The sequence below is a fragment of the Bradyrhizobium sp. URHD0069 genome (genome assembly GCF_000701345.1).
Classification (GTDB): domain Bacteria; phylum Pseudomonadota; class Alphaproteobacteria; order Rhizobiales; family Xanthobacteraceae; genus Bradyrhizobium.
The window spans coordinates 108,172-129,647 of record NZ_JNIJ01000005.1; the positions used below are offsets into that span (position 1 = coordinate 108,172).

General features: G+C 61.6%; 21 protein-coding genes. 14 read left to right on the forward strand and 7 right to left on the reverse strand.

Translation table 11 applies throughout. The annotated features are described in order from the left end of the window. Positions 1 to 7 precede the first annotated feature (7 nt). From N554_RS0100535 to N554_RS0100545, 3 genes are all read right to left on the reverse strand, one after another. A complete protein-coding gene (locus N554_RS0100535; RefSeq protein WP_029581674.1) occupies positions 8 to 457 on the reverse strand; it encodes a hypothetical protein in 450 nt (149 codons plus the stop codon). Positions 458 to 571: 114 nt separating this feature from the next. Further along, complete coding sequence (locus tag N554_RS0100540; protein ID WP_029581675.1) at positions 572 to 943, reverse strand: ElaB/YgaM/YqjD family protein; 372 nt, start codon at positions 941 to 943, stop codon at positions 572 to 574. Between the two features lie 82 nt (positions 944 to 1,025). After that, positions 1,026 to 2,135, reverse strand: a complete 1,110-nt coding sequence (locus tag N554_RS0100545) for an AI-2E family transporter (protein WP_029581676.1) — start codon at positions 2,133 to 2,135, stop codon at positions 1,026 to 1,028. Between the two features lie 221 nt (positions 2,136 to 2,356). Here N554_RS0100545 and N554_RS0100550 point away from each other — a divergent pair, with 221 nt between their 5' ends. From N554_RS0100550 to N554_RS35205, 3 genes are all read left to right on the forward strand, one after another. Continuing rightward, positions 2,357 to 3,217, forward strand: coding sequence for a L,D-transpeptidase (locus N554_RS0100550; RefSeq protein WP_029581677.1), 861 nt, complete (start codon positions 2,357 to 2,359; stop codon positions 3,215 to 3,217). 7 nt (positions 3,218 to 3,224) lie between these two features. Further along, positions 3,225 to 3,878, forward strand: coding sequence for a DUF2865 domain-containing protein (locus N554_RS0100555; protein ID WP_029581678.1), 654 nt, complete (start codon positions 3,225 to 3,227; stop codon positions 3,876 to 3,878). A gap of 220 nt (positions 3,879 to 4,098) precedes the next feature. After that, positions 4,099 to 4,260, forward strand: a complete 162-nt coding sequence (locus tag N554_RS35205; RefSeq protein WP_156041708.1) for a Thivi_2564 family membrane protein — start codon at positions 4,099 to 4,101, stop codon at positions 4,258 to 4,260. Positions 4,261 to 4,347: 87 nt separating this feature from the next. On the opposite strand, the gene N554_RS0100565 is transcribed toward N554_RS35205, so the two are convergent. Next, positions 4,348 to 4,548, reverse strand: a complete 201-nt coding sequence (locus N554_RS0100565; RefSeq protein ID WP_029581679.1) for a CsbD family protein — start codon at positions 4,546 to 4,548, stop codon at positions 4,348 to 4,350. A gap of 345 nt (positions 4,549 to 4,893) precedes the next feature. On the opposite strand from N554_RS0100565, the gene N554_RS0100570 reads away from it, so the two are divergent. Then, positions 4,894 to 6,582, forward strand: a complete 1,689-nt coding sequence (locus N554_RS0100570) for a methyl-accepting chemotaxis protein (RefSeq protein ID WP_029581680.1) — start codon at positions 4,894 to 4,896, stop codon at positions 6,580 to 6,582. A 36-nt stretch (positions 6,583 to 6,618) separates the two neighbouring features. On the opposite strand, the gene N554_RS0100575 is transcribed toward N554_RS0100570, so the two are convergent. The 3 genes from N554_RS0100575 to cysD form a co-directional block, all read right to left on the reverse strand. Next, a complete protein-coding gene (locus N554_RS0100575) occupies positions 6,619 to 8,784 on the reverse strand; it encodes a malate synthase G (protein ID WP_029581681.1) in 2,166 nt (721 codons plus the stop codon). A gap of 181 nt (positions 8,785 to 8,965) precedes the next feature. Further along, complete coding sequence (gene cysC, locus N554_RS0100580; RefSeq protein WP_029581682.1) at positions 8,966 to 10,882, reverse strand: adenylyl-sulfate kinase; 1,917 nt, start codon at positions 10,880 to 10,882, stop codon at positions 8,966 to 8,968. Positions 10,883 to 10,907: 25 nt separating this feature from the next. Further along, on the reverse strand, positions 10,908 to 11,702 hold the full coding sequence (gene cysD / locus N554_RS0100585) for a sulfate adenylyltransferase subunit CysD (RefSeq protein WP_029581683.1): 795 nt from the start codon (positions 11,700 to 11,702) through the stop codon (positions 10,908 to 10,910). Positions 11,703 to 11,955: 253 nt separating this feature from the next. Here cysD and cysG point away from each other — a divergent pair, with 253 nt between their 5' ends. The 10 genes from cysG (at position 11,956) to N554_RS0100635 (ending at position 21,438) form a co-directional block, all read left to right on the forward strand. After that, positions 11,956 to 13,392, forward strand: a complete 1,437-nt coding sequence (gene cysG, locus N554_RS0100590) for a siroheme synthase CysG (RefSeq protein ID WP_029581684.1) — start codon at positions 11,956 to 11,958, stop codon at positions 13,390 to 13,392. After that, positions 13,389 to 13,706, forward strand: a complete 318-nt coding sequence (locus tag N554_RS0100595) for a DUF2849 domain-containing protein (protein ID WP_029581685.1) — start codon at positions 13,389 to 13,391, stop codon at positions 13,704 to 13,706. Before cysG ends, N554_RS0100595 begins: the two co-directional genes overlap by 4 nt. A gap of 12 nt (positions 13,707 to 13,718) precedes the next feature. Next, positions 13,719 to 15,383: a nitrite/sulfite reductase gene (locus N554_RS0100600; protein ID WP_029581686.1), complete on the forward strand. Its 1,665-nt coding sequence runs from the start codon at positions 13,719 to 13,721 to the stop codon at positions 15,381 to 15,383. Then, on the forward strand, positions 15,361 to 15,876 hold the full coding sequence (locus N554_RS0100605; protein ID WP_029581687.1) for a DUF934 domain-containing protein: 516 nt from the start codon (positions 15,361 to 15,363) through the stop codon (positions 15,874 to 15,876). The genes N554_RS0100600 and N554_RS0100605 overlap by 23 nt, the downstream gene beginning before the upstream one ends. After that, positions 15,873 to 16,613, forward strand: coding sequence for a phosphoadenylyl-sulfate reductase (locus tag N554_RS0100610; protein ID WP_029581688.1), 741 nt, complete (start codon positions 15,873 to 15,875; stop codon positions 16,611 to 16,613). Before N554_RS0100605 ends, N554_RS0100610 begins: the two co-directional genes overlap by 4 nt. Before the next feature lie 126 nt (positions 16,614 to 16,739). Next, positions 16,740 to 17,741 (forward strand): sulfate ABC transporter substrate-binding protein, encoded by a 1,002-nt coding sequence (locus N554_RS0100615; protein WP_197033384.1) that lies wholly within the window; start codon positions 16,740 to 16,742, stop codon positions 17,739 to 17,741. Positions 17,742 to 17,801: 60 nt separating this feature from the next. Further along, positions 17,802 to 18,608 carry a sulfate ABC transporter permease subunit CysT gene (gene cysT, locus N554_RS0100620; RefSeq protein WP_081851055.1) on the forward strand — a complete coding sequence of 269 codons (807 nt, stop codon included), beginning with the start codon at positions 17,802 to 17,804 and terminating at the stop codon, positions 18,606 to 18,608. A gap of 177 nt (positions 18,609 to 18,785) precedes the next feature. Continuing rightward, positions 18,786 to 19,655 carry a sulfate ABC transporter permease subunit CysW gene (cysW, locus tag N554_RS0100625; protein WP_029581691.1) on the forward strand — a complete coding sequence of 290 codons (870 nt, stop codon included), beginning with the start codon at positions 18,786 to 18,788 and terminating at the stop codon, positions 19,653 to 19,655. An 8-nt stretch (positions 19,656 to 19,663) separates the two neighbouring features. Continuing rightward, on the forward strand, positions 19,664 to 20,710 hold the full coding sequence (locus tag N554_RS0100630) for a sulfate/molybdate ABC transporter ATP-binding protein (RefSeq protein WP_029581692.1): 1,047 nt from the start codon (positions 19,664 to 19,666) through the stop codon (positions 20,708 to 20,710). A 224-nt stretch (positions 20,711 to 20,934) separates the two neighbouring features. Next, positions 20,935 to 21,438: a CAP domain-containing protein gene (locus N554_RS0100635; protein ID WP_029581693.1), complete on the forward strand. Its 504-nt coding sequence runs from the start codon at positions 20,935 to 20,937 to the stop codon at positions 21,436 to 21,438. Positions 21,439 to 21,476: the final 38 nt, after the last annotated feature.

The following is a 21,476-nucleotide window of genomic DNA, read 5'->3' on the forward strand; positions in this document are numbered from 1 at the left end:
TCGAAGATCATTCCGCCGGTGCTTGATCGCTCGCGCTGTTGCGGCTTGCCAAAAATCCCAGCGCCAATCCACCCACCGCCAGAATCGGGATCAGTCTCTTGATGCCGATCGCGCGGATCACCTGGATGCCGGCCGCGACCAGCATGGGATCGGAAAGCGCGGTTTGCGCAGCTGATTTTGCGGTCTGCTCTGCGCGAGCCTTGACGTGGTTTTTGCGCACCATGTTTTTGCGCACCATATAGCAGCCGGCCGCGATCACCGTGACCACAAAGAACACCGCGGCGCCGGTCAGGCAGGCTTCGATCAGGCCATATCTCTGAAGCACGAAGACAAAGGCCGCAGCGCACAGAAACGATGTCGTGATGAACAGGCAAAGGGCCGCCGCCGTTGCCAGAGATGTCAGCTGCAAGGCCGTGCCGGTACTTTCCTTGAAATCTTCGATCATGCGCTGAAACATCGGAAAGCCTCGCTGAAATTAATGCCGACAAACGAATCCACGACGCATGCGCGCCGGTGTTCAAATCAAAGAATTGATTACATCGCCCACTGCGACGGGCCGGACGCTTTGTCGTTACCGGCGCCAGGTCAACCCGATCAGGAACCCCAGGCCGAGCGCCAAGCCCACGGTCGCAAGCGGGCGCTGCGCAATGACGTCCTCCAGAGTTTCTTCAATGGAGGAGGCCGCTTCCTGCGCGGCGTCCATCATGGCGCCGCCACGCTCCGATGCATCTTCCACCGCCGAATCGACATTGGCACGGGCTTGCCTGTAGCCGTGGCGCGCCTGGTTCTTGGCAGTGCCGGCGAATGAGTTGAGCGCGTCGGTGATTTTTTCGGTCAGGGCTGCGATATCGTTTTTCACGGCTGCTACATCCTTTTCGAGGCGTTCAGTGGTCGCTTTATCCGTCAGATTCTTCATTCCGAATTCGCCATTTGTACTCGACATCAAAAGCTCCCGGGAACTACTCAGGTTACGTACGGCACAAACGCCGCGCTTTGCGGGAAGTTCCCGGCGCCACGAAACCCGATTAATCCGGCGGCAGCTGCGGCGAATTCTCCGGCAGCAGATGCTCCTTGAGAACGAGGGCCACGATCAAAAGCGGCGAGGCGAGAAAGCCGCCCATCGGTCCCCACAGCCATGTCCAGAACGCCAATGCGATGAATACGGCCAGCGCGTTCAGCTCGAGCCGGCGACCGATGATGGCCGGTGTAACAAAATGACCTTCGAGAAAGGTGAGCCCGGCAAAAGCCAGCGGCGCGATCAGCCCAGCGCCGAGCGTGGAGAAGGCCATGATTCCGACCGCCGTCAAAATTATAAACATCGCGATCGGGCCGATGATGGGGAAGTAGTTCAAGATCACGGCCAGCGCGCCAAGGGCGGCCGGGTTGGGCATGCCGGCGACCGCGCAGATGATGCCGGTTGCCAGGCCGACGGCGAGATTGATGGTCGTCACGGTAAGTAGGTAGCCGCCAAGATGGTCCTCGATTTCATTGAGGATCCGCAACGTTCGCAGTCGTGAGGCACGATCGCCGAACGCCAGGACCAATGCGCGGCGCAAATCACGCCAGCTCGCGATGAACAAGATCAGCGTTACAAAGAACAGCAGGAACTCGGTGAAGGTCGGCGACAAGAACTCGATGGTTGGCTGAACCCAATCGAATTTTGGCAGATGGAATGTCGTGATCGGATCCGATCCACCCAGCATGATCTGGACCTGCTGCCAGAGTGCGAGCGGCCGATCGAAGACGTGCAGTTTGTCCCTGAGCAGCGATCCCAACTCCGGCAGGCGCGTGCTCCATTCCATGAGTGGTGAAGAGATCAGGCCGACGATGAACGTGGCGCCGGCGCCAACCCCGGAAACGATCAGAACCGCTGATACCGAGCGGGGAATTCGATGCTGCTCGAGAAAACCGGCGGCCGGCGACAGCATGGTGCCGATCACGAACGCCGCCACGACTGGCAGAAAGAATCCCTTCGCGACATAGAGAACGGCGAAAACGCAGATCAGGAGCAGTGCGACCAGTGCGAAGGCCACCAGCTCTGTGCGGCGGATGATCGGCGGTAATTCGGCTGTGCTGTCAGGCAACGAGGTGCCCGGTTCGCTGCGTGGGACACGTTCGTTGGGAAGGACACGCAATGAGCTCTCCTCCGCATGCAAACGGCCAAAGTGGTTTTAAGGCGTTGGCGAGCCGAAATCTGCCCCGCACAACCTGCAGGCCTGCGAAAGGTTCCATCGCAGGTGAGGATTGCCCCGGGTTGACACGATTGGCCGCTGCTCAGTCGAGCGGAACTGCAAAGCCTCGGTCGCGTTTGTTGTGTCAGAAGCATCAGCGTGATGCCCAATCAATGGGGCGATTCATGACACAGCAATTCGCAGCCAATCGCATGGACCTGCCGCGCGCGACCAGCGCGCTGCTATTCGCTGGGGTTTTGTTACTTGCGCCGGCATTTCTCTCCAACGAGGCGAGCGCGCAGGTTCTCGGCTATGCAGCGGCATCCCAAAGCTCAATATCCCAAAGCTCAATTTCGTCAGGCTCATTTTCGTCAGGCTCAATTTCGTCAGGCAGCGCGCTCGCGCTTCCCGCGGGTGCGCTGACCGATGAGGCCGGTGGCAGCGGAAGCGCGGTCCCGGAGCGGCTGCGGCGCGCGATCGTTTCCTTTGATGCCCGCGAAGCGCCCGGCACCATCGTCATCGATACCGGCAACACCGCGCTCTATTACGTGCTCGGCCAAGGCCGGGCCATTCGTTACGGCGTCGGCGTTGGCCGCGAAGGCTTTACTTGGGCCGGCGTGCAGACCATCAGCCGGAAGGCAGAATGGCCGGATTGGTCTCCGCCGTCCCAAATGATCGCGCGCCAGCCCTATTTGCCGCGCTTCATGGCGGGCGGCCCCGGCAATCCGCTTGGGGCTCGTGCCATGTATCTCGGCTCCAGCCAATATCGCATTCATGGCACCAACGATCCCTCCACCATCGGAAAATTCGTGTCGAGCGGCTGTATCCGGATGACCAATGAAGACGTCGTCGACCTGTTCAGCCGCGCAAATGTCGGCACCAAGGTCGTGGTACTGCCGAAGAATGCGCCCCATCCGGAGGGCCAAGCGTTGGTAGCAAGGGGAACGACTACCGTTCGCCCGACGCCGGCACAGTCGCGTCCTGCGGTGACGACATTGTCCCCAGGTCGTCAGGCGATGAACGTTTCGACATCGTCCCTGTATTGAGGCGAACATGGTCAGGAGATCACGCAGGCAGGTAGCGTTGGGCGCGACGGCGGCGGCGCTGTGCGCGCTGGCGCCGGCTCCCGCCGCGCAAGCCGAAGACTTTCTCTCTGCCTTGTTCAGCGCGTTCGGAGGTGGTCGGTGGCGTCCGCCTGCGATCCGGTCGCCGTTTGTGGGCGAGGGCGGTCCCTTCGCCCCACAAAACGAGGCACCTCCGCGTGCCGGCTATTTCGGCTCGCAGGCCTATTGCGTGCGTACCTGCGACGGACGCTATTTTCCGATCTCGTCGTCCGACAGCCAAAGCCGCGCAGCAGCCTGCAGCAGCTTCTGCCCGGCGAGCGAAACCAAAGTGGTCTATGGCAGCAGTATCGATCATGCCGCGACCGAGCACGGCCAGTCCTATTCCGAATTGCCGAATGCGTTTCGCTATCGCAACGAGCTGGTCGCGGGATGCACCTGCAACGGCAAGGACCAGGCCGGTCTGGCGCCGGTCAAGATCGAGAACGATCCGACACTTCGCAAGGGTGACATCGTCGCCGGTGCCGACGGACTGATGGTTGCCGGCCGCAGCGCCGACAAGCGCGGTGCGTCGTTGAATTTCTCGCCCGTCTCGGAAAAGATCCGCGCGCGCTATCAGCGCGTGCCGGTAGTGGCGGCGGAGTGACAGGCCGCCGGACTAGCCAGCGGCTTAGGTCCCCGAGCGGAAATCTCCGCAAGCTGAAATTAGGCAGCGCGGATTTCCCCCAAAGACTACGGTGAGATAAAGTACTGATAACAGTGTAGTTTTTTGGAAGGTTCCCTGACAGGAACTTTTGACCGGGCGGGCGGTTCTAGTAGTGCGCGACAGGCCAAGAACGGGCGTCGCAAACAAGGGGGACGAGACCGTGTCCGCACTCATCGGTATTTTGATCACTTTTCTCGTTATTATTTTGGTTCTCTATCTCATCAACATGTTGCCGCTCGATGGTCGCGCCAAACAGATCGCGCGCGTCGTTGTCATCATCATCGGCATCGTTTCTTTGCTGAAGTATCTAGCGGTGTTCTAAGGCCGCTGCTGCAGGCCTGACAAAAAAGCCCCGGGGCTCCGCCGGGGCTTTTTGCATTCTCCAAGACACAAACTCCAAGACACGAACTTATTTCAGCGACTTGAACCAGTCGTCGACGTCCTTGTGGATTTGATCCTTGGCGAAGCCATAGCGCTGCTGCAACTTGCCTTCGAGCTGGTCGCGGCGACCCTCGATCACATTGAGGTCGTCGTCGGTCAGTTCGCCCCATTTCTCCTTGGCTTTCCCCTTGAACTGCTTCCAGTTGCCTTCAACCCGGTTCCAATCCATCGTCATTCCTCCTGAATCGACATGGACTTCTAACGGGCGGGGAATCCAAACGTTCCCGCAAAGTGCGATCAGCAAAAAGTGGGTACTGATTTTGCGATAGGGCTCATCGGCGGCGCCGAACACCGCGGATTTCCGACCGGCATGGTTCATCAGCCTCCGTATTTATACGGGGCTCCAAAGAGCTCCAGGCTAATCGGTCAACAGCACTTGAGCTCTATCTGTGGGACGGATGAAGCGCGAAGACACACTGAAAGTTAACGTGAGTGGCGGATAGTCTTCTCTTGAAGAGATTCATTTTTGGCTCGGGCTTTGGCCGGAGCCGCAATTGTATTTGGGATAACGGCAATGAAGCTTCGCTTATCGATCGCGCGCGCCATGGTGCTGTTCGGTCTTGTCACGGCGACCGGTTTGGGAGCGGTGGTTTTCACCGGCATTTACGCCCTCAGCGAACTCAAGGTGGGCGGGCCGCTCTACAACAAGATCAAGCTCGGCAACGATCTTGTGGCCGACATCCTGCCTCCCCCGGAATACGTGATCGAATCGTACCTTGAAGCAACCCTTGCGTTGAATAATCCGGCTGAGCTTGCCACCCGTCGAGACCGTCTCGCTCGATTGAAAAAGGAGTTCGAGGAGCGCCACGAATTCTGGTTGAAATCGGACCTCGATGCCGCGATCAAGGCGAGGCTCGTTCAGGATTCGCATCGCGAGGTGCAGCGCTTTTGGGCCGCCATCGAGCAAGTGTTTCTGCCAGCCTTGGCCAAGGGCGATGCGGCCGCCGCTGCGAAGTCCTATTCCGAGATCACAGCCGCCTATCTGGCCCACCGTGCGCTAATCGATGAAATCGTTAAAAAAACCAATGACGATAATGCAGCAATTGAAGCCGGCGCTACCCAACGCGTAAGTACCTTCACGATCGTCCTGTGGGGCATCTCAGGCCTGGTTTTCCTGATCATTGGCGGCGGACTCTTCGGCGTCGGTTTGGGCGTGATTCAGCCGATGACCCGGATGACGGGCGTGATGGCGCGGCTAGCCGGTGGGAGAATGGACATCGAGATACCGTCCTTGAATCGGGCGGACGAAGTCGGCGCCATTGCCAGGGCCGTGCAGGTTTTCAGGGAAAATGCCTTGCGCGTTCAGGCGATGGAATCCGAGCAGGCAGGCCTGAAGCAAAAGGCTGAGGAGGATCGCAAGGCTGCGATGGGCTGCGTCGCCGATGGCTTCGAGCAAGCGATCGGAAAGATCGTTGAGGCTGTGTCGTCAGCATCCTCCGAAATCGAGCTCGCCGCGGCTAGCCTGACCAGGACGGCGGAAACAAATCATAGACTCACGGCCGCCGCCACATCCGCATCGGATCGCTCATCGGCGAGTGCGCACTCGGCCGCCGCCGCATCGGAGGAAATGGCTTGTTCGGTCACCGAAATCGGACGACAGGTGCAGCAATCGGAAAACATTAGCCACGCTGCCGTGCGTCAGGCGCAACAGACCAATGAGCGGATAGCCGAGCTATCGCAATCCGCCGGTCGCATCGGTGAAGTCGTGAAGCTGATTGCTGCTGTGGCCGAGCAAACCAACCTCCTTGCGCTGAATGCGACAATCGAGGCGGCGCGCGCCGGTGAGGCAGGCCGGGGCTTTGCGGTCGTCGCATCGGAGGTCAAGGAGCTTGCTGCCCAAACGGCCAAGGCCACCGAGGAGATTGGAGCGCAGATCACGCAGATGCAATCTGCCACGCAGCACTCAGTGTCCGCCATCAAATCAATCGGCGCGACGATCGGGCAGATCTCCGAGATTTCCACCGCCATCGCCGCGGCTGTCGAAGAGCAGAGTGCCGCGACACAGGAAATTGCCCGCAACGTCCAACAAGCCGCGCAGGGCACAACCGAGGTTGGCGGCTGCCTTGCAGACGTTAGTCTCGGGTCGGCAAACACCCAGGCGGCGGCGGAACAGGTCCACGGTTTCGCCCTCTCGCTGTCGCAGGAAGGCAGTTCGCTCAAACTCGAGGTGGAGAAGTTCCTGGCAACGGTGCGTGCGGCCTGACGCCGGTCGCGTCGACCTGGAAACTGATTGGGCCGATCAGATGTGGTTCGCCTTGGCTTCCCGGCGCCGCGCCGTCAGGATGAATTCGGTGTAGCCGTCCGGCTGCTCGCGTCCTTCGAAAATCAGGTCGCACGCCGCCTTGAACGCGACGCCGTCGAAACCGGGCGCCATCGGCCGGTACAGCGGATCGCCTTTGTTCTGGCCGTCCACCACCACCGCCATTCTCTTCAGTGATTCCATCACCTGCTCTCTGGTGACGACGCCCTGATGCAGCCAGTTCGCCAGATGCTGGCTTGAGATACGCAGGGTGGCGCGGTCTTCCATCAGGCCGACGTCATGGATGTCAGGCACCTTGGAGCAGCCGACCCCCTGATCGATCCAGCGCACGACATAACCGAGGATGCCCTGGCAATTGTTGTCGATTTCCTGCTTCACGTCGTCGGGTGCCCAGTTCGACTGCGATACCGGTATGGTGAGGATGTCCGAAAGTTTGGCGCGCGGGCCGCCCTTGGCCAGTTCCTGCTGGCGCGCCTGTACGTTGACCTGGTGATAATGCAGCGCGTGCAGCGTCGCGGCGGTCGGCGAAGGCACCCAGGCGGTGGTGGCGCCGGCCTGTGGGTGAGCGATCTTCTGCGCCAGCATGTCCGCCATCTTGTCGGGCGCGGCCCACATGCCCTTGCCGATCTGGGCGTGACCGGGCAGGCCGCAGATGAGGCCGACATCCACGTTCCAGTCTTCATAGGCCTTGATCCAGGGCTGGGACTTCATGTCGTTCTTGCGGATCATGGGACCCGCTTCCATCGAGGTATGAATCTCGTCGCCGGTACGGTCGAGGAAGCCGGTGTTGATGAACATGATGCGCTTCAAGGCGTTCTGGATGCAGGCCTTGAGGTTGACCGTGGTACGGCGTTCCTCGTCCATGATGCCGACCTTCATGGTGTTCTCGGGCAGCGAAAATATTTTCTCGACCCGGTCGAATAGTTCGCAGGTCAGCGCCACTTCGTCGGGGCCATGCATCTTCGGCTTCACGATGTAAACCGAGCCGGTGCGGCTGTTGCGTGTTTTCGAAAACCCTTTGAGATCGTGGATCGCGAGCAGGCCGGCGACGGCGGCATCGAGGATGCCTTCCGGAATTTCAGCGCCGGCGGAGTCGAGCACCGCATCGGTGAACATGTGATGGCCGACATTGCGCATCAGCAAGAGACTGCGGCCATGCAGCTTTAGCTCTTTTCCGTCCGGCGCCTTGTAGACGCGATCGGGGTTGAGCGCGCGCGTGAGCGTCTTGCCGCCTTTTTCAAAATCGGCGGAAAGCGTTCCGTTCATCAGACCCAGCGTGTTGCGGTAGATCAGCACCTTGTCTTCGGCATCGACCGCGGCGACGCTGTCTTCCATGTCGAGGATGGTGCTGACCGCCGATTCCAGAATCATATCGGCAACGCCGGCCGGATCGTCCTTGCCGATCATGTGGCCGCGATCGATCTTGATCTCGATGTGCATGCCGTTGTTGATCAGCAAGATCGCGGAAGGTGCAGCCGGATCGCCCTGGTAGCCGGCGAACTGATCGGTGGATTTCAGCGCGGTGGCGTTGCCGCTCTTCAGGTTGACGGCAAGCTGGCCGGCGATGACGCTATAGGCGGTCACGTCGGTGTGACTTCCGGTCGCCAGCGGCACCGCGGAATCGAGAAAGGCTTTTGCCTTGGCGATGACCTTGGCGCCTCTCGCCTTGTTGAAGCCCTTGCCGCTCTCGCCGGCCGCGTGCGGTATCGCATCGGTGCCGTAGAACGCATCGTAAAGGCTGCCCCAGCGCGCGTTGGCGGCGTTCAGCGCGTAGCGCGCATTGGTGAGCGGCACGACCAGCTGCGGTCCGCAAATCTTGCCGATTTCCTCATCGACGTTCGCCGTCTCCACCTTTTGGGTGGGCGGCTCCGGCAGCAAATAGCCGATCTCCCTGAGAAACGCCGTGTACGCATTCACGTCGAACGGCTTGCCCTTGTTGGCGCGATGCCAGCCGTCGATTTTCGCCTGCAAGGCGTCGCGCACCGCGAGCAGCTCCCGGTTTTTCGGAGCAAGGTCGCGGACAATGGCAGACAGCCCCGTCCAGAACGCGTCGGGGGAAATTCCGGTTTTGGGCGTCGCTTCCTTGGCGATGAAATCGAACAAAACAGGGGCGATCTTCAGTCCGTGGGCATCGATACGGTTCATGATGGGATTTCTCGCGACAAACGGCGGCTAGCGCGCTGTTTTCAGGGGGACAAACGGTAAAAGCGCCCTACGAAGGGTCACTATTTCAGGGCCCTTTTAGCGCCAAAGCCGGGGCTGTGAGAAGGCCTTTGGCGGGTCTGGATTGCCCGTAACCAGGGCTGCCGAAAACCTTTGACAGGGTTCAGATATTGGCGGCGAGGTCGACGATCTGGTCGAACAGAATCCCCGTCCGCACCAGCATCCGCTCGATCTCGTCGGTCGCGTCAGTGACCGAGCGCGTCGAGGTATCGATCGTCAACTCACTGTTCGTGGGCGGCTGGTAATCATTGCCGATCCCGGTGAAAGCCTGCAGCGCGCCGGCGCGCGCCTTGGCGTAATGGCCCTTGGGATCGCGGCTCTCGCAGACCTCGGCAGGCGTCGCGACATAGATTTCGCGGAACGTGGTGTCGGCGATGCGGCGTGCGGCGGCCCGATCTTCCGCCGACGGCGAGACCGCGGCGACGATTGCAATGTGCCCGTTGCGCGCGAGATGAACGGCGACTTCGGCCAGCCGGCGAATGTTCTCGGTGCGATCCTGCGCGACGAAACCGAGATCGCTGTTAAGGCCGGCGCGCAGCGTATCGCCGTCCAACAGAATCGGCGAACCGCCATTGCTGAACAGCCGGCGTTCCAGCGCGCGCGCCAGCGTCGATTTTCCGGAGCCCGGCAGTCCCGTCAGCCAGAGCACCGCGCCATTGTGGAGATAACGTGCGGAGTGCTCGTCCGGGCGCAGTGCGGATTCCACCGGTACGATGTCGACGGGAATAGCGCGTTGTCCGGCATCGACCGACAGCACCAAACCGCCGCCGGCAATGCGGCCCGCGACTTCGATCACCAGGCGTCCGGTGCGCGGATTGTCGGTGTAGGGATCGGCGGCGAGTGGATGCGCCAGCGAGATGTCGATCTCGCCCACGTGATTGCGCGCGATGGACTTGTTCTCCACGCTCGAGAGCTCGCCGGGATCGACCGCCTTTTCAATTGCGACCACGGTGGCACGGGTTTCCCGCGTGCCGAGCCGGACCAGGATAGAGGCCTCGGTCGCCAACGGCTTATCGTGCAGCCAGAAAATGCGCGCGCGAATTCGGCGCGTGTCGCGCGGGCTGGTTCCGACATGGGCGATGACATCGCCGCGTTCGATGAACAGTTCGCGGTCAAGCGTAATCCCGACCGATCGCCCGGCGCCCTGACGTTCCCCGACCGGCGTCACCGGCCAACCCTCGACGCTGCGGATCTTCGCGATCTTGCCCGCGGGCATGATGACGATCTCGTCTCCGGCGGCAAGACTGCCGGACTCGATCCGTCCCGCTACAATGCGGTGGTCGTCAAATTTGTAGATCGCCTGCACCGGCAGCCGCAGCGCAAGCGCTTCCGGCGGCCGCGCGGGTTCAAGCGCGTCGAGCGCCTCGACCACGGTGGGACCGCCATACCATCGGATGTTCGCCGTGTGCTCGGCAACGCCGTCGCCGTCGCGCGCCGAAATCGGGATCACCGCCGAGGGCGTGACGCCAAGGCCGATCAGATGCGCGGAAATCTCCTCACTGATCGCGCTAAATCGCGCCGCGCTGAAATCGACCCGGTCCATCTTGTTGACGACAACGGCAACCTGTCTGACGCCAAGAAGATGCAGCAGATAACCGTGGCGCCGCGTCTGGTCGCGCACGCCTTCCAGCGCATCGATGATCAGAAGCGCCCCGTCGGCCTGTGAGGCGCCGGTGATCATGTTGCGCAAAAATTCAGCATGGCCGGGCGCGTCGATCAACACCACGTCGCGCGATCCGGTGCGGAAGCGAATCTGCGTCGTGTCGATGGTGATGCCCTGGTCCCGCTCGGTCTGCAGCGCGTCCAGGAGAAACGACCATTCGAACGGCATGCCGCGTCGGGCGCTGACCGCTTTGAGCATTTCGAGCTTGCCCTCGGGCAAACTGCCGGTTTCATGCAGCAGACGCCCGACCAGTGTGGACTTGCCGTGATCGACATGGCCGACGATGACGATGCGAACCTGCGGGCGTGTGGTGCCGTTGGGCGTCGCTGATACCGCGGTGGGGACGAACATGTTCATCTGATCACTCAACCTCGATCTCGGGTCAGAGATAGCCGGCGACGCGCAGCCGCTCGAAGGCGTCTTCGGTCTCGTGATCCAGCGCGCGGCCGGAGCGTTCCGGCACTTTGGTGCCGTCGAGCTCGATCAGGATTTCCTCGATGCTGGAGGCGGTCGAAGCGACGGGATTGGTGATGTCCTGATCGCCCAGCGAGCGATAGCGCTTGCCGTCCTTCGCCAGGTAAAGCGGAATGATCGGAATGTTTTCGCGCTTGGTGTAGGCCCAGATATCGGCTTCGGTCCAATGCAGGATCGGGTGAATGCGCAAATGCGCGCCCGGTGGCGGCGAGGCGTTGAACTGGTCCCAGAATTCCGGCGGCTGATCGCGCACGTCCCATCCGCCCTCCAGGCCGCGCGGCGAGAACACCCGCTCCTTGGCGCGGGTGGCTTCTTCGTCGCGGCGGATGCCGGCGATCAGTCCGTCGAAGCCAAATTTCGCGAGCGCGAGCTTCAGCCCTTCGGTCTTGCGCGCCGCCGATCGCGCCGCCGGCGGCAAGGTCGGATCGATGGTCTCGAGCGGCGGGCAGGGCTCTACCTTCAGATCGAGCTCCCATTCCCCGCCGTAGCGATCGCGAAATGCGTACATCTCCGGAAATTTCTTGCCGGTATCGACGTGCAATGCGGGGAACGGCACGCGGCCGAAAAAGGCCTTGCGCGCCAGCCAGATCATCACGTTGGAATCTTTGCCGAGCGACCATAGCAGCGCGAGCTTCTTCAACCGCGCAAACGCTTCCCTGAAAATGTAGATGCTCTGCGCTTCGAGCGCGTCGAGGTGATCCATTGTGGGTTGATGGGCCCGCGCCTCGGCCGAAAATTGTGGGGCTGCGGGTCTCTCAGCGGGGTCCGCCCAAGCCAAGCGGTCTTTCGCGGAATCGTTCTCGAAAAGATGCATCTCTAGCTCTTGGCCTTTGAAGGCGAAAATTCTATGGTTGCGCCGCAGTAGAGAAGAAATAATTTTCTCTTTGCGGGCATTGAACGAGACATATATAGAAAATCATTCCAGTCAACCCGGTAAATGGGGAAGCGAGTATCGCATGCGATTTCTGCCGGTATTTCTCGATCTGCAAGCCGGTCCCGTGCTGCTCGTTGGCGCCGGAGAATTGGCGCGCGCGAAACTCCGCCTGCTGGCAGCCGCGGGGGCACGCATCCGCTGGTTCGCCACCGACGGCAATCATGATGTGAGCGGCATTGCCGCGGCCGACGCGGCACGCATCGAGGTGGCTGAAGGCGATCCTTTGTCCGCGGATCTCCGCGGGGTGATTGCGGTGCTGTGCGCCGGCGCTGGCGAGATCGGCACGGCGATGTCGGCGCGGGCGAAGGCGGTCGGCCTGCCCGTGAATGTGATGGACGACCTCGCGCATTCGACTTTCATTTTTCCTGCCATTGTCGATCGCGGTGACGTGGTGGTTGCCGTCGGCACCGGCGGAGCCTCGCCCGTGGTGGCGCGCCGTGTCCGCGAGCGCATCGAAGCTGCGCTGCCCGCTGGAATCGGCGATCTCGCGACCTTTATCGGCCGCTGGCGCAAGGCGATCCACCATCGCATTCCGGAGTTCGCGCTGCGCCGCCGTTTCTGGGAACGCGTGGTCGATGGCCCGATCGGTGCGCTGGTTCTCGAGGGGCGCAAGGACGAGGCGGAAGCGGCGCTGAAGGATATCTCTGATCCCTCGGCTTTCGCCGGCGCGCAGCCGTCAGGTCGGGCCGAGGGCAGGGTGACGCTGGTCGGCGCCGGTCCGGGCGACCCGGACTTGCTGACGATCAAGGCGCTGCGGGCGCTGCAGGATGCCGACGTTGTTTTTTACGATGAACTGGTCTCCTTAGAAATTCTCGATCGTGCGCGCCGCGATGCGTCGCGCGTGCCGGTCGGCCGCCGCGTCGGAAAGCCCGGCATCGGCCAGGACGCGATCAACAGATTGATGATCGAGGCGGCGAGATCAGGCCAGCGCGCGGTGCGCCTCAAGGGCGGCGATCCCTTTGTGTTCGGCCGCGGCGGCGAGGAAGTTGAAGCTTTGCGAAAAGCCGGCGTCGCCTATTCGATCGTGCCGGGAATTACCGCGGGCGTTGCCGCCGCCGCACAGTTCGAAGTGCCGCTCACCCTGCGGCACGAGGCGCTGCGCGTCACCTTCCTCACCGCCCACAAGGCCAAAGATGCCGAAACCGTCGACTGGTCGACGCTGACGGACGACAAGATGACGGTGGTCGTGTATATGGGCATGACTGCGGCGCCGTCGGTGCGCGACGGCCTGTTGGCGGCGGGACGCTCGCCGCAAACGCCGGTCGGCGTGTTCGCGCGGGTGACGCGGCCGGATGCGCAAGCTTCTGTCGGAACGCTCGATGATTTGCCGGCGCTGATCGAAAAGATCGATAACGGTCCCGCCATTCTCATTATCGGCGACGTGGTCGCGCATTCTGCGCCATGGCGTCAATCGAACCTCGCCCAACTTGTCTCCTATTTTCAGGTAGCTGCCGAATGACCTCTCCCCTCGAACAGAAAAAAATCAAGATTACCGGCCCGTCGGTGGTGACCGGCAACCGTACCTGGGACGGTGTCGTGATCTACCGCACCTCTGCCCGGGGCTGGTCGGCCGCTTTGTCGGATGCCGCGATCGTCCGCACCTCCGATGAGGCGCGGTCGTTGCTCGCCGAATCGGTCGCCGACGATGTCGGCGCCATCGGCGCCTACATCGCGCCGGTCGAAATCAAGGACACCGGCGAGATCAAGCCCGGCAATCTTCGTGAACATATCCGAGCGGCAGGCGTCACCATCGATCTTCCGGTTTCGGCGTAAGGCAAGTCCATCATGTACGCATATGACGAACTCGACCGCACGCTCATCAACGAGCGGGTTTCAGAATTTCGCGATCAGGTGAAGCGCCGGCTGTCCGGCGAACTCACCGAGGACGAATTCAAGATGCTGCGGCTGCAGAATGGCGTCTATCTGCAACTGCACGCCTATATGCTCCGCGTCGCGATCCCCTACGGGACGCTATCGTCGAAGCAATTGCGGCGGCTGGCGCATGTCGCGCGCCGCTATGATCGCGGCTACGGACATTTTACCACGCGGCAAAATATCCAGTTCAACTGGATCAAGCTCGCCGAATTGCCGGATGCGCTGGCCGATCTCGCCGAGGTCGGCATTCATGCCATGCAGACGTCCGGCAATAACACACGCAACGTCACGTCGGACCAATGGGCCGGTGTGGCGCCCGGCGAGATCGAGGATCCGCGTATCTGGTCCGAGCTGTTGCGGCAATACACGACGCTGCACCCGGAATTCTCCTTCCTGCCGCGCAAGTTCAAATTCGCCATTACCGCGTCCGCGCACGATCGCGCGGCGATCAAGATTCACGACATCGGGTTACGGCTTCACAGGAATGCAGACGGCGAAACCGGATTCGAGGTGCTGGTCGGCGGCGGGCTCGGCCGCACGCCCTTCATCGGCAAGACGATAAAACCGTTCGTGCACGGCCACGATCTGCTGAGCTATGTCGAGGCCATCCTGCGCGTCTACAACCAATACGGCCGCCGTGACAACATCTACAAGGCGCGCATCAAGATCCTGGTGCATGAGCTCGGCATAGAGAAATTCGCAAAGGAAGTCGAAGAAGAATGGCTGCAGATGCGTGGCAGCGCGCTGGCGATCGATGATTCCGTCATCGAGGACATCCGTTCGCGCTTCGCCTATCCGGCTTACGAAAAGCTGCCGCACATGCCGGACGAATTGAAGAAGGCGGCGCACGATCCGCATTTCGAGGCCTGGCGCAAGAATTCGGTCGCGCTTCACAAGGTGTCGGGCTATGCGATCGTGACCCTGTCGCTGAAGCCGGTCGGCGGGCCGCCCGGCGATGCCACCGCCAACCAGATGGACGGGCTGGCCGATCTTGCCGACAAATATTCCTTCGGCGAAATCCGCGTCGGGCATGAGCAGAATCTCGCGCTGCCCCACGTCGCCAGGCGCGACCTGCCGGCGCTGTGGCGGTCGCTCGACAAGCTCGGCCTCGCGACGCCGAACGTCAACCTGGTCTCCGACATCATCGCCTGCCCGGGGCTGGACTATTGCTCGCTTGCCAACGCGCGCTCGATCCCGATCGCGCAGGAGTTGACGCGGCGCTTTGCCAACCACGACACCGCCAATCTGATCGGGCGGCTGCACATCAATATTTCCGGCTGCATCAACGCCTGCGGCCATCATCACGTCGGCCACATCGGCATTCTCGGCGTCGAAAAGAACGGCGAGGAGTTTTATCAGATCACGATCGGCGGCCGCGCCGACGAAAACGCCGCGGTCGGCACGTTGATCGGACCCGCCGTGCCTTACGGTGAAGTCGCCGACGTGGTCGAGGATATCGTCGAAGCCTACCTCGCGCTGCGCGCCCGTCCCGATGAGCTTTTCGTCGATACGGTCAAGCGGCTTGGCGTCGAACCATTCAGGGAGCGCGTTTATGCCACTCGTCAAGAACGGTAAAATCACCGCGGATGCGTTCGTCTGCGTCGCGGACGATGCGCCAATTCCGGCCGACGGCGCGATCCTGATTTCCGCCGCGCGATTTCTCGATGATCCGGAGGCTCTGTCGCGCCGCGGTGGACCAACCGGCGTCATCTGGCCGAACAACCGCGACGTCGATGATCTCGTGCCCTATCTCGATCGCCTCGCCGTGGTGGCTCTGGTGTTTCCGACCTTCCGCGACGGCCGCGCCTACAGCCAGGCGCGGCTGTTGCGCGAACGCTATGCTTATCGTGGCGAAATGCGCGCCACCGGCCAGGTGCTGCGCGACCAGTTCGTCTTCATGCTTCGCGCCGGGTTCGATGCATTCGAGGTGAAAAAGGCAAGTGACGCGGAGGCGTTTGCCTCTACGTCGAAGCGTTACTCGGTGTTTTATCAGCCAACCGGCGATGGCCGCATCACCGCGCTTCACCGGCGGATGCAACTGCGCCATTCCGAAAGTGCCAGCCAATGAACGGTGTTGCACACCAGGTGTCGCCGGAGCGCACGGCGCGCCCGCCCGATCCGCCTTCGGCCGAGCAACTCGATCATGCGCTTCGCAACCAGTCGCCGGCCGAGGTGATCGCAACCGCCTTGCGGACCGTCGGCCGTGAGCGTCTGGCTCTGGTCTCATCGTTCGGCACCGAATCGGCGGCCCTGCTCAAGGTAATGGCCGATGTCGATCCGGCCATCCCGGTGATCTTTCTCGACACCGGATGGCTGTTCGAGGAGACGCTTGCCTATCGTGACACCCTGATCGCGACGCTCGGCCTGCGCGACGTTCGTTCGATCAAGCCGCTGGAAGAGACGCTGTCGCGCGAGGATCCCGATCGGGAATTGTGGTTCTCCGATCCCGACGCCTGCTGCCGCATTCGCAAGGTCGAACCGCTCAAGCGCGCCTTGGCGCCGTTCAGCGCATGGATCAACGGGCGCAAGCGTTTTCAGGGCGGTCTCCGTGCCGAGATTGCTGTCGTTGAGGATGACGGCCTCAGGCTGAAATTCAATCCATTCGCAAACGCGTCGCGCGAAGAGATCGAGGCGATCTACACGCTGGCCAATTTGCCGCCGCATCCGCTCGCGGCATCGGGCTATCTCTCGGTCGGCTGCATGCCGTGCACCAGCCGAACCTCGGCGGCCGAAGATGCACGCGCGGGCCGCTGGCGCGGTAGAGCCAAGACGGAATGCGGCATCCATACGGCCAAGACTTCGTAGGATCAAGACTTCGTAGGATAACGACGCTGCAGCGCCGCGAACAATGGAACGGAGTTCCGTTGACTTGAGGCCGCTTGTTCCCGAGTTATAGCCGTCTGCGTTTGATGACGATCGCCATCAAGCCGAATGGAGATTGAGATGGTTCGCCGTATTCTGCCGATCCTCGCCGGACTGCTCTGGGCGAGTTCTGCGTTTGCCGCCGACGTGACGCTGCTCAACGTATCCTACGATCCGACGCGCGAGCTGTATGCGGATTTCAACAAGGCCTTCGCCGCCGCCTATCAAAAGGAAACCGGCAAGAGCGTCGAGATCAAGCAGTCGCACGGCGGCTCCGGCTCGCAGGCGCGCGCGGTTATCGACGGCCTGCAGGCCGATGTCGTCACGCTCGCGCTCGCCTACGATATCGACGCCATCGCCGGCAAGGGTTTGATCCCCCCCGACTGGCAGAAGCGCCTGCCGCTGAATGCCTCGCCCTACACCTCCACCATCGTGTTTCTGGTGCGCAAGGGTAATCCCAAGGGCATCAAGGATTGGGACGATTTGATTAAATCGGGCGTCAGCGTCATCACGCCTAATCCGAAAACATCCGGAGGCGCGCGCTGGAATTATCTCGCCGCGTGGGGCTATGCGCTGAAGAAGTACGGCTCCGCCGACAAGGCGAAGCAATTCGTCGGCGACCTCTACAGGAACGTGCCGGTGCTGGACACGGGTGCGCGCGGCTCGACCGTCACCTTCGTGGAGCGTGCCGTGGGCGACGTGCTGCTGGCCTGGGAAAACGAGGCATTCCTTGCCCAGCGCCAATTCGGCAAGGACAAATTCGAGATCGTGTCGCCGCCGCTCTCCATTCTCGCCGAACCCCCGCTGTCCGTGGTCGATAAGGTTGCCGACAAGAAAGGCACTCGCGCGGTTGCCGAGGCCTATCTCAAATACTGGTATACCAAGGAAGGTCAGGAAATTGCCGCACGCAATTCCTATCGTCCGCGCGATCCTGAGATCGCCAGGGAATACCAGGCGTCATTCGCGAAGGTCGAACTGTTCACGATTGACGACGTTTTCGGCGGCTGGACCAAGGCGCAGAAGGAACACTTCGCCGAAGGCGGCGTTTTCGACCAGATCTATAAGAACTGATCTGGCCGAGGGGCGGTAGCAGGGGGCATTGTGAGCGCAGCGGGGGGACGACGCAGCACGTTGCCGGGGTTTGGTCTCACCATGGGACTAACCCTGACATGGCTCTCCATTATCATCCTGATCCCGCTCGCGGGTCTGTTCCTGAGGACCTTCGAACTAAGCCTCGATCAGTTCTGGGGCATCGTCACCAGCCGCCGCACCCTTAATGCGCTGAAGATTTCCTTCGGCCTGGCCTTTGCCGCTGCCGTCGTCAATCTGGTGATGGGACTGATCGTTGTCTGGGCGCTGGTGCGATACCGCTTTCCGGGACGTCGCATCTTTGATGCCATCGTCGACGTTCCATTCGCGTTGCCGACCGCCGTCGCCGGGGTCGCGCTGACCTCGCTGTTCGCGCAAACGGGCTGGCTCGGTGCGCCGCTCGCCGAACTCGGCATCAAGGTGGCGTTCACGCCGATCGGAATTTTTATTGCGATGATTTTCATCGGTATTCCGTTCGTGGTCCGAACCGTTCAGCCGGTGCTGATCGATCTCGACGCCGAGATCGAGGAAGCCGCCGCCAGTCTCGGGGCCAACCGCTGGCATACCGTCTCCAAGGTGATCCTGCCGAGCTTGATCCCGGCGCTGCTGACGGGATTTGCGTTGGCCTTCGCGCGCGCCGTCGGCGAGTACGGTTCAGTGATCTTCATTGCCGGCAATTTGCCGAATGTCTCTGAGATCGCGCCGCTGCTGATCGTGATCCGGCTCTCGGAATTCCGCTATGCGGATGCCACCGCCATCGCCGTCGTGATGCTGGTGGCGGCATTCCTGATCATTTTTGCGGTCAATCGAATCCAGCGCTGGGCGCAAACCCGCATTCCCGCGCACTAGAGATCGACCCATGAACTTGGAAATGCCGCGGCAACGAGCCTGCTTCACATCTCCCATTGGGAGAGGTCGGATCGCTTTAGCGATCCGGGTGAGGGGTTACGGACTAGCCATAGACCGTACCCCCTCACCCCATGGAAGTGGGTGCGCACTGCCGCAGCTGACAAGTTCGGGACGCAGATGAGCGAGCTTCAATCCTACCTGAGTTCAGCACGGGACGATCTGCGTACCGAGCCCAGACCTGTCCGTATCGTCATCATCGCGATTGCGGTGATCTTCCTGGTCGTCTTTGTCGTGCTGCCGCTTGTCGTGGTGTTTGCGCAGGCCTTTTCCAAAGGAATCGGCGCCTATCTCTCCGCGCTGTCCGACCCGGAAGCGTGGTCTGCAATAAGGTTGACGCTGTTGGTCGCAGCGATTTCCGTCAGTCTCAATCTGGTATTCGGTGTGATTGCGGCCTGGGCGATCGCCAAATTCGAGTTTCGCGGCAAGACTTTCCTGATCTCCCTGATCGATCTGCCGTTCTCGGTCAGCCCGGTGATCTCGGGCCTTGTCTTCGTGCTGCTGTTCGGCGGGCAGGGCTATTGGGGGCCTTGGCTGCAGGCCCATAACATCCAGGTGCTGTTCGCGGTGCCGGGCATTGCGCTCGCCACCATCTTCGTGACGTTTCCGTTCGTCGCGCGCGCTCTGATCCCGCTGATGCAGGAACAGGGCACGCTGGAGGAGGAGGCCGCGATCTCGCTCGGCGCGTCAGGCTTGCAGACGTTTTTCCGCGTCACCTTGCCGAATATCAAATGGGGTGTGCTATACGGCGTGCTGTTGTGTAACGCGCGCGCGATGGGCGAATTCGGCGCGGTCTCTGTGGTCTCGGGGCATATCCGCGGCGAGACCAACACCATGCCGCTGTTGGTTGAAATCCTCTATAATGAATACCAGTTCGTTTCGTCGTTCGCGATTGCCTCCTTGTTGGCGATGCTGGCGCTGATCACGCTGGTGGCGAAAACCATTCTCGAACAACATCTGGACGAAGGACAACAGCCGCGTGGCGATTGAAGTCAAACATGATTGAAGTCAAGAACATTGTGAAGAAATTCGGCGCGTTTGCCGCGCTCGACGGCGTCGATCTGAAAGTCGCCGACGGCGAGCTGCTGGCGCTGCTCGGGCCGTCGGGCTCGGGCAAGACCACGCTGCTGCGCATCATCGCGGGGTTGGACTGGCCGGATACCGGCGAGGTTTCGTTCGACGGCGAAAATGCACTGGCCCACGCCGCCAGCGAGCGCCACGTCGGATTCGTGTTTCAGCACTATGCGCTGTTCCGCCACATGACCGTGTTCGAAAACGTCGCGTTCGGCCTGCGGGTGCAGCCGCGCGCGGTTCGCAAGGACGAGGCCGGCATCCGTGCGCGCGTCAAGGAATTGCTGGATCTGGTGCAGCTCGACTGGCTTTCCAATCGTTATCCGAGCCAGTTGTCCGGCGGCCAGCGCCAGCGCATTGCGCTCGCACGCGCGCTGGCGATCGAGCCGCGCATTCTGTTGCTCGATGAACCCTTCGGTGCGCTTGACGCCAAGGTGCGCAAGGAGCTGCGGCAATGGCTGCGCTCGCTGCATCACGAGATCCACGTGACGTCGATCTTCGTCACCCACGATCAGGAAGAGGCGCTCGAGGTCGCCAACCGGGTGGTGGTGATGGACAAGGGCCGCATCGAGCAGATCGGCACGCCCGGCGAGGTCTATGACAACCCGGCCACCGCGTTCGTGCATGGCTTCATCGGCGAATCGATCGTGCTGCCGGTCGAGGTTTACGACGGCTGCGTGCGGCTCGGCGGCAAGCAGCTGAATATTTTGGCGGACGGCGTTTCCCCGGGGCTCTCGAAATTGTTCGTCCGCCGCCACGATATGCAGGTCGGCCCGGCCGGCAGCGGTTCGCTGGACGGCGCGGTGCGGCATGTGAGGACATTCGGGCCGATCCAGCGTGCCGAAGTCGCCTTGTCGGCGGGCGACGGCGAGACGGTGATCGAGATCGACGCGCCGCGGGATCGCGAGCTTCAGACCGGCGATATCGTCGGATTGCAGCCCCGCCGCTACCGGATTTTCGCCGCGCAGGAGTAGCTTCCCTGCCGTGGAAGCCGTACCAATATGGCTGTGATACCCGCGAACAGAGGGTATCTAGTAGTCGCCGCCGTCCGAAATCTTCCACCTCACGGAAAACTGCGTCACCCGCCTCCGGGGGCGACGACCTCGCAGTTCGGGGCGCCTGGAAAGTCACTGCCGTTCACCATTCAGCCACGGTTGGTATGCAACAACCCGAGCTCAATTTGGGGGAACTTCGAATCATGCGCGCCGCGGTCGCGATTGTCGGGCTTTTGGTACTGGGCGGCTGCGCGGCCGATGTTGCCACCATCGACCAGCCAACCATGTATCTCAGCATGGCCAATGCCGGAGCCAGGCTCGACTCCCAGGCCGCGGCTTCGATGATCTCGCTCTACCGGCAGAACAACGGTCTTGGCGGCGTAGCGGTCGATTCCGAACTCACCAAGCTTGCGGAATCGCAGTCGCAGGCGATGGCGAGCCAGAACAAGCTCGACCACGACGTCAAGGCGCCGCTGCCGAAACGCCTGAACGCGGCGGGATATCCCGCAACGCTGGCGGTCGAGAATGTCTCGGCCGGATATCACACGCTGGCGGAAGCGTTTTCGGGCTGGCGTGACTCGCCCCCGCACCGGGCCAATATGCTGAAAAATGGTGTCACAAAATTGGGCATCGCGGCGACTTATGCTCCAAACACCAAGTACAAGGTGTTCTGGACGCTCATTCTTGCTTCATCGGAACCACGATAACTGCCGCGTGATCTTGTTCCCTGCTTCAATGATTGACG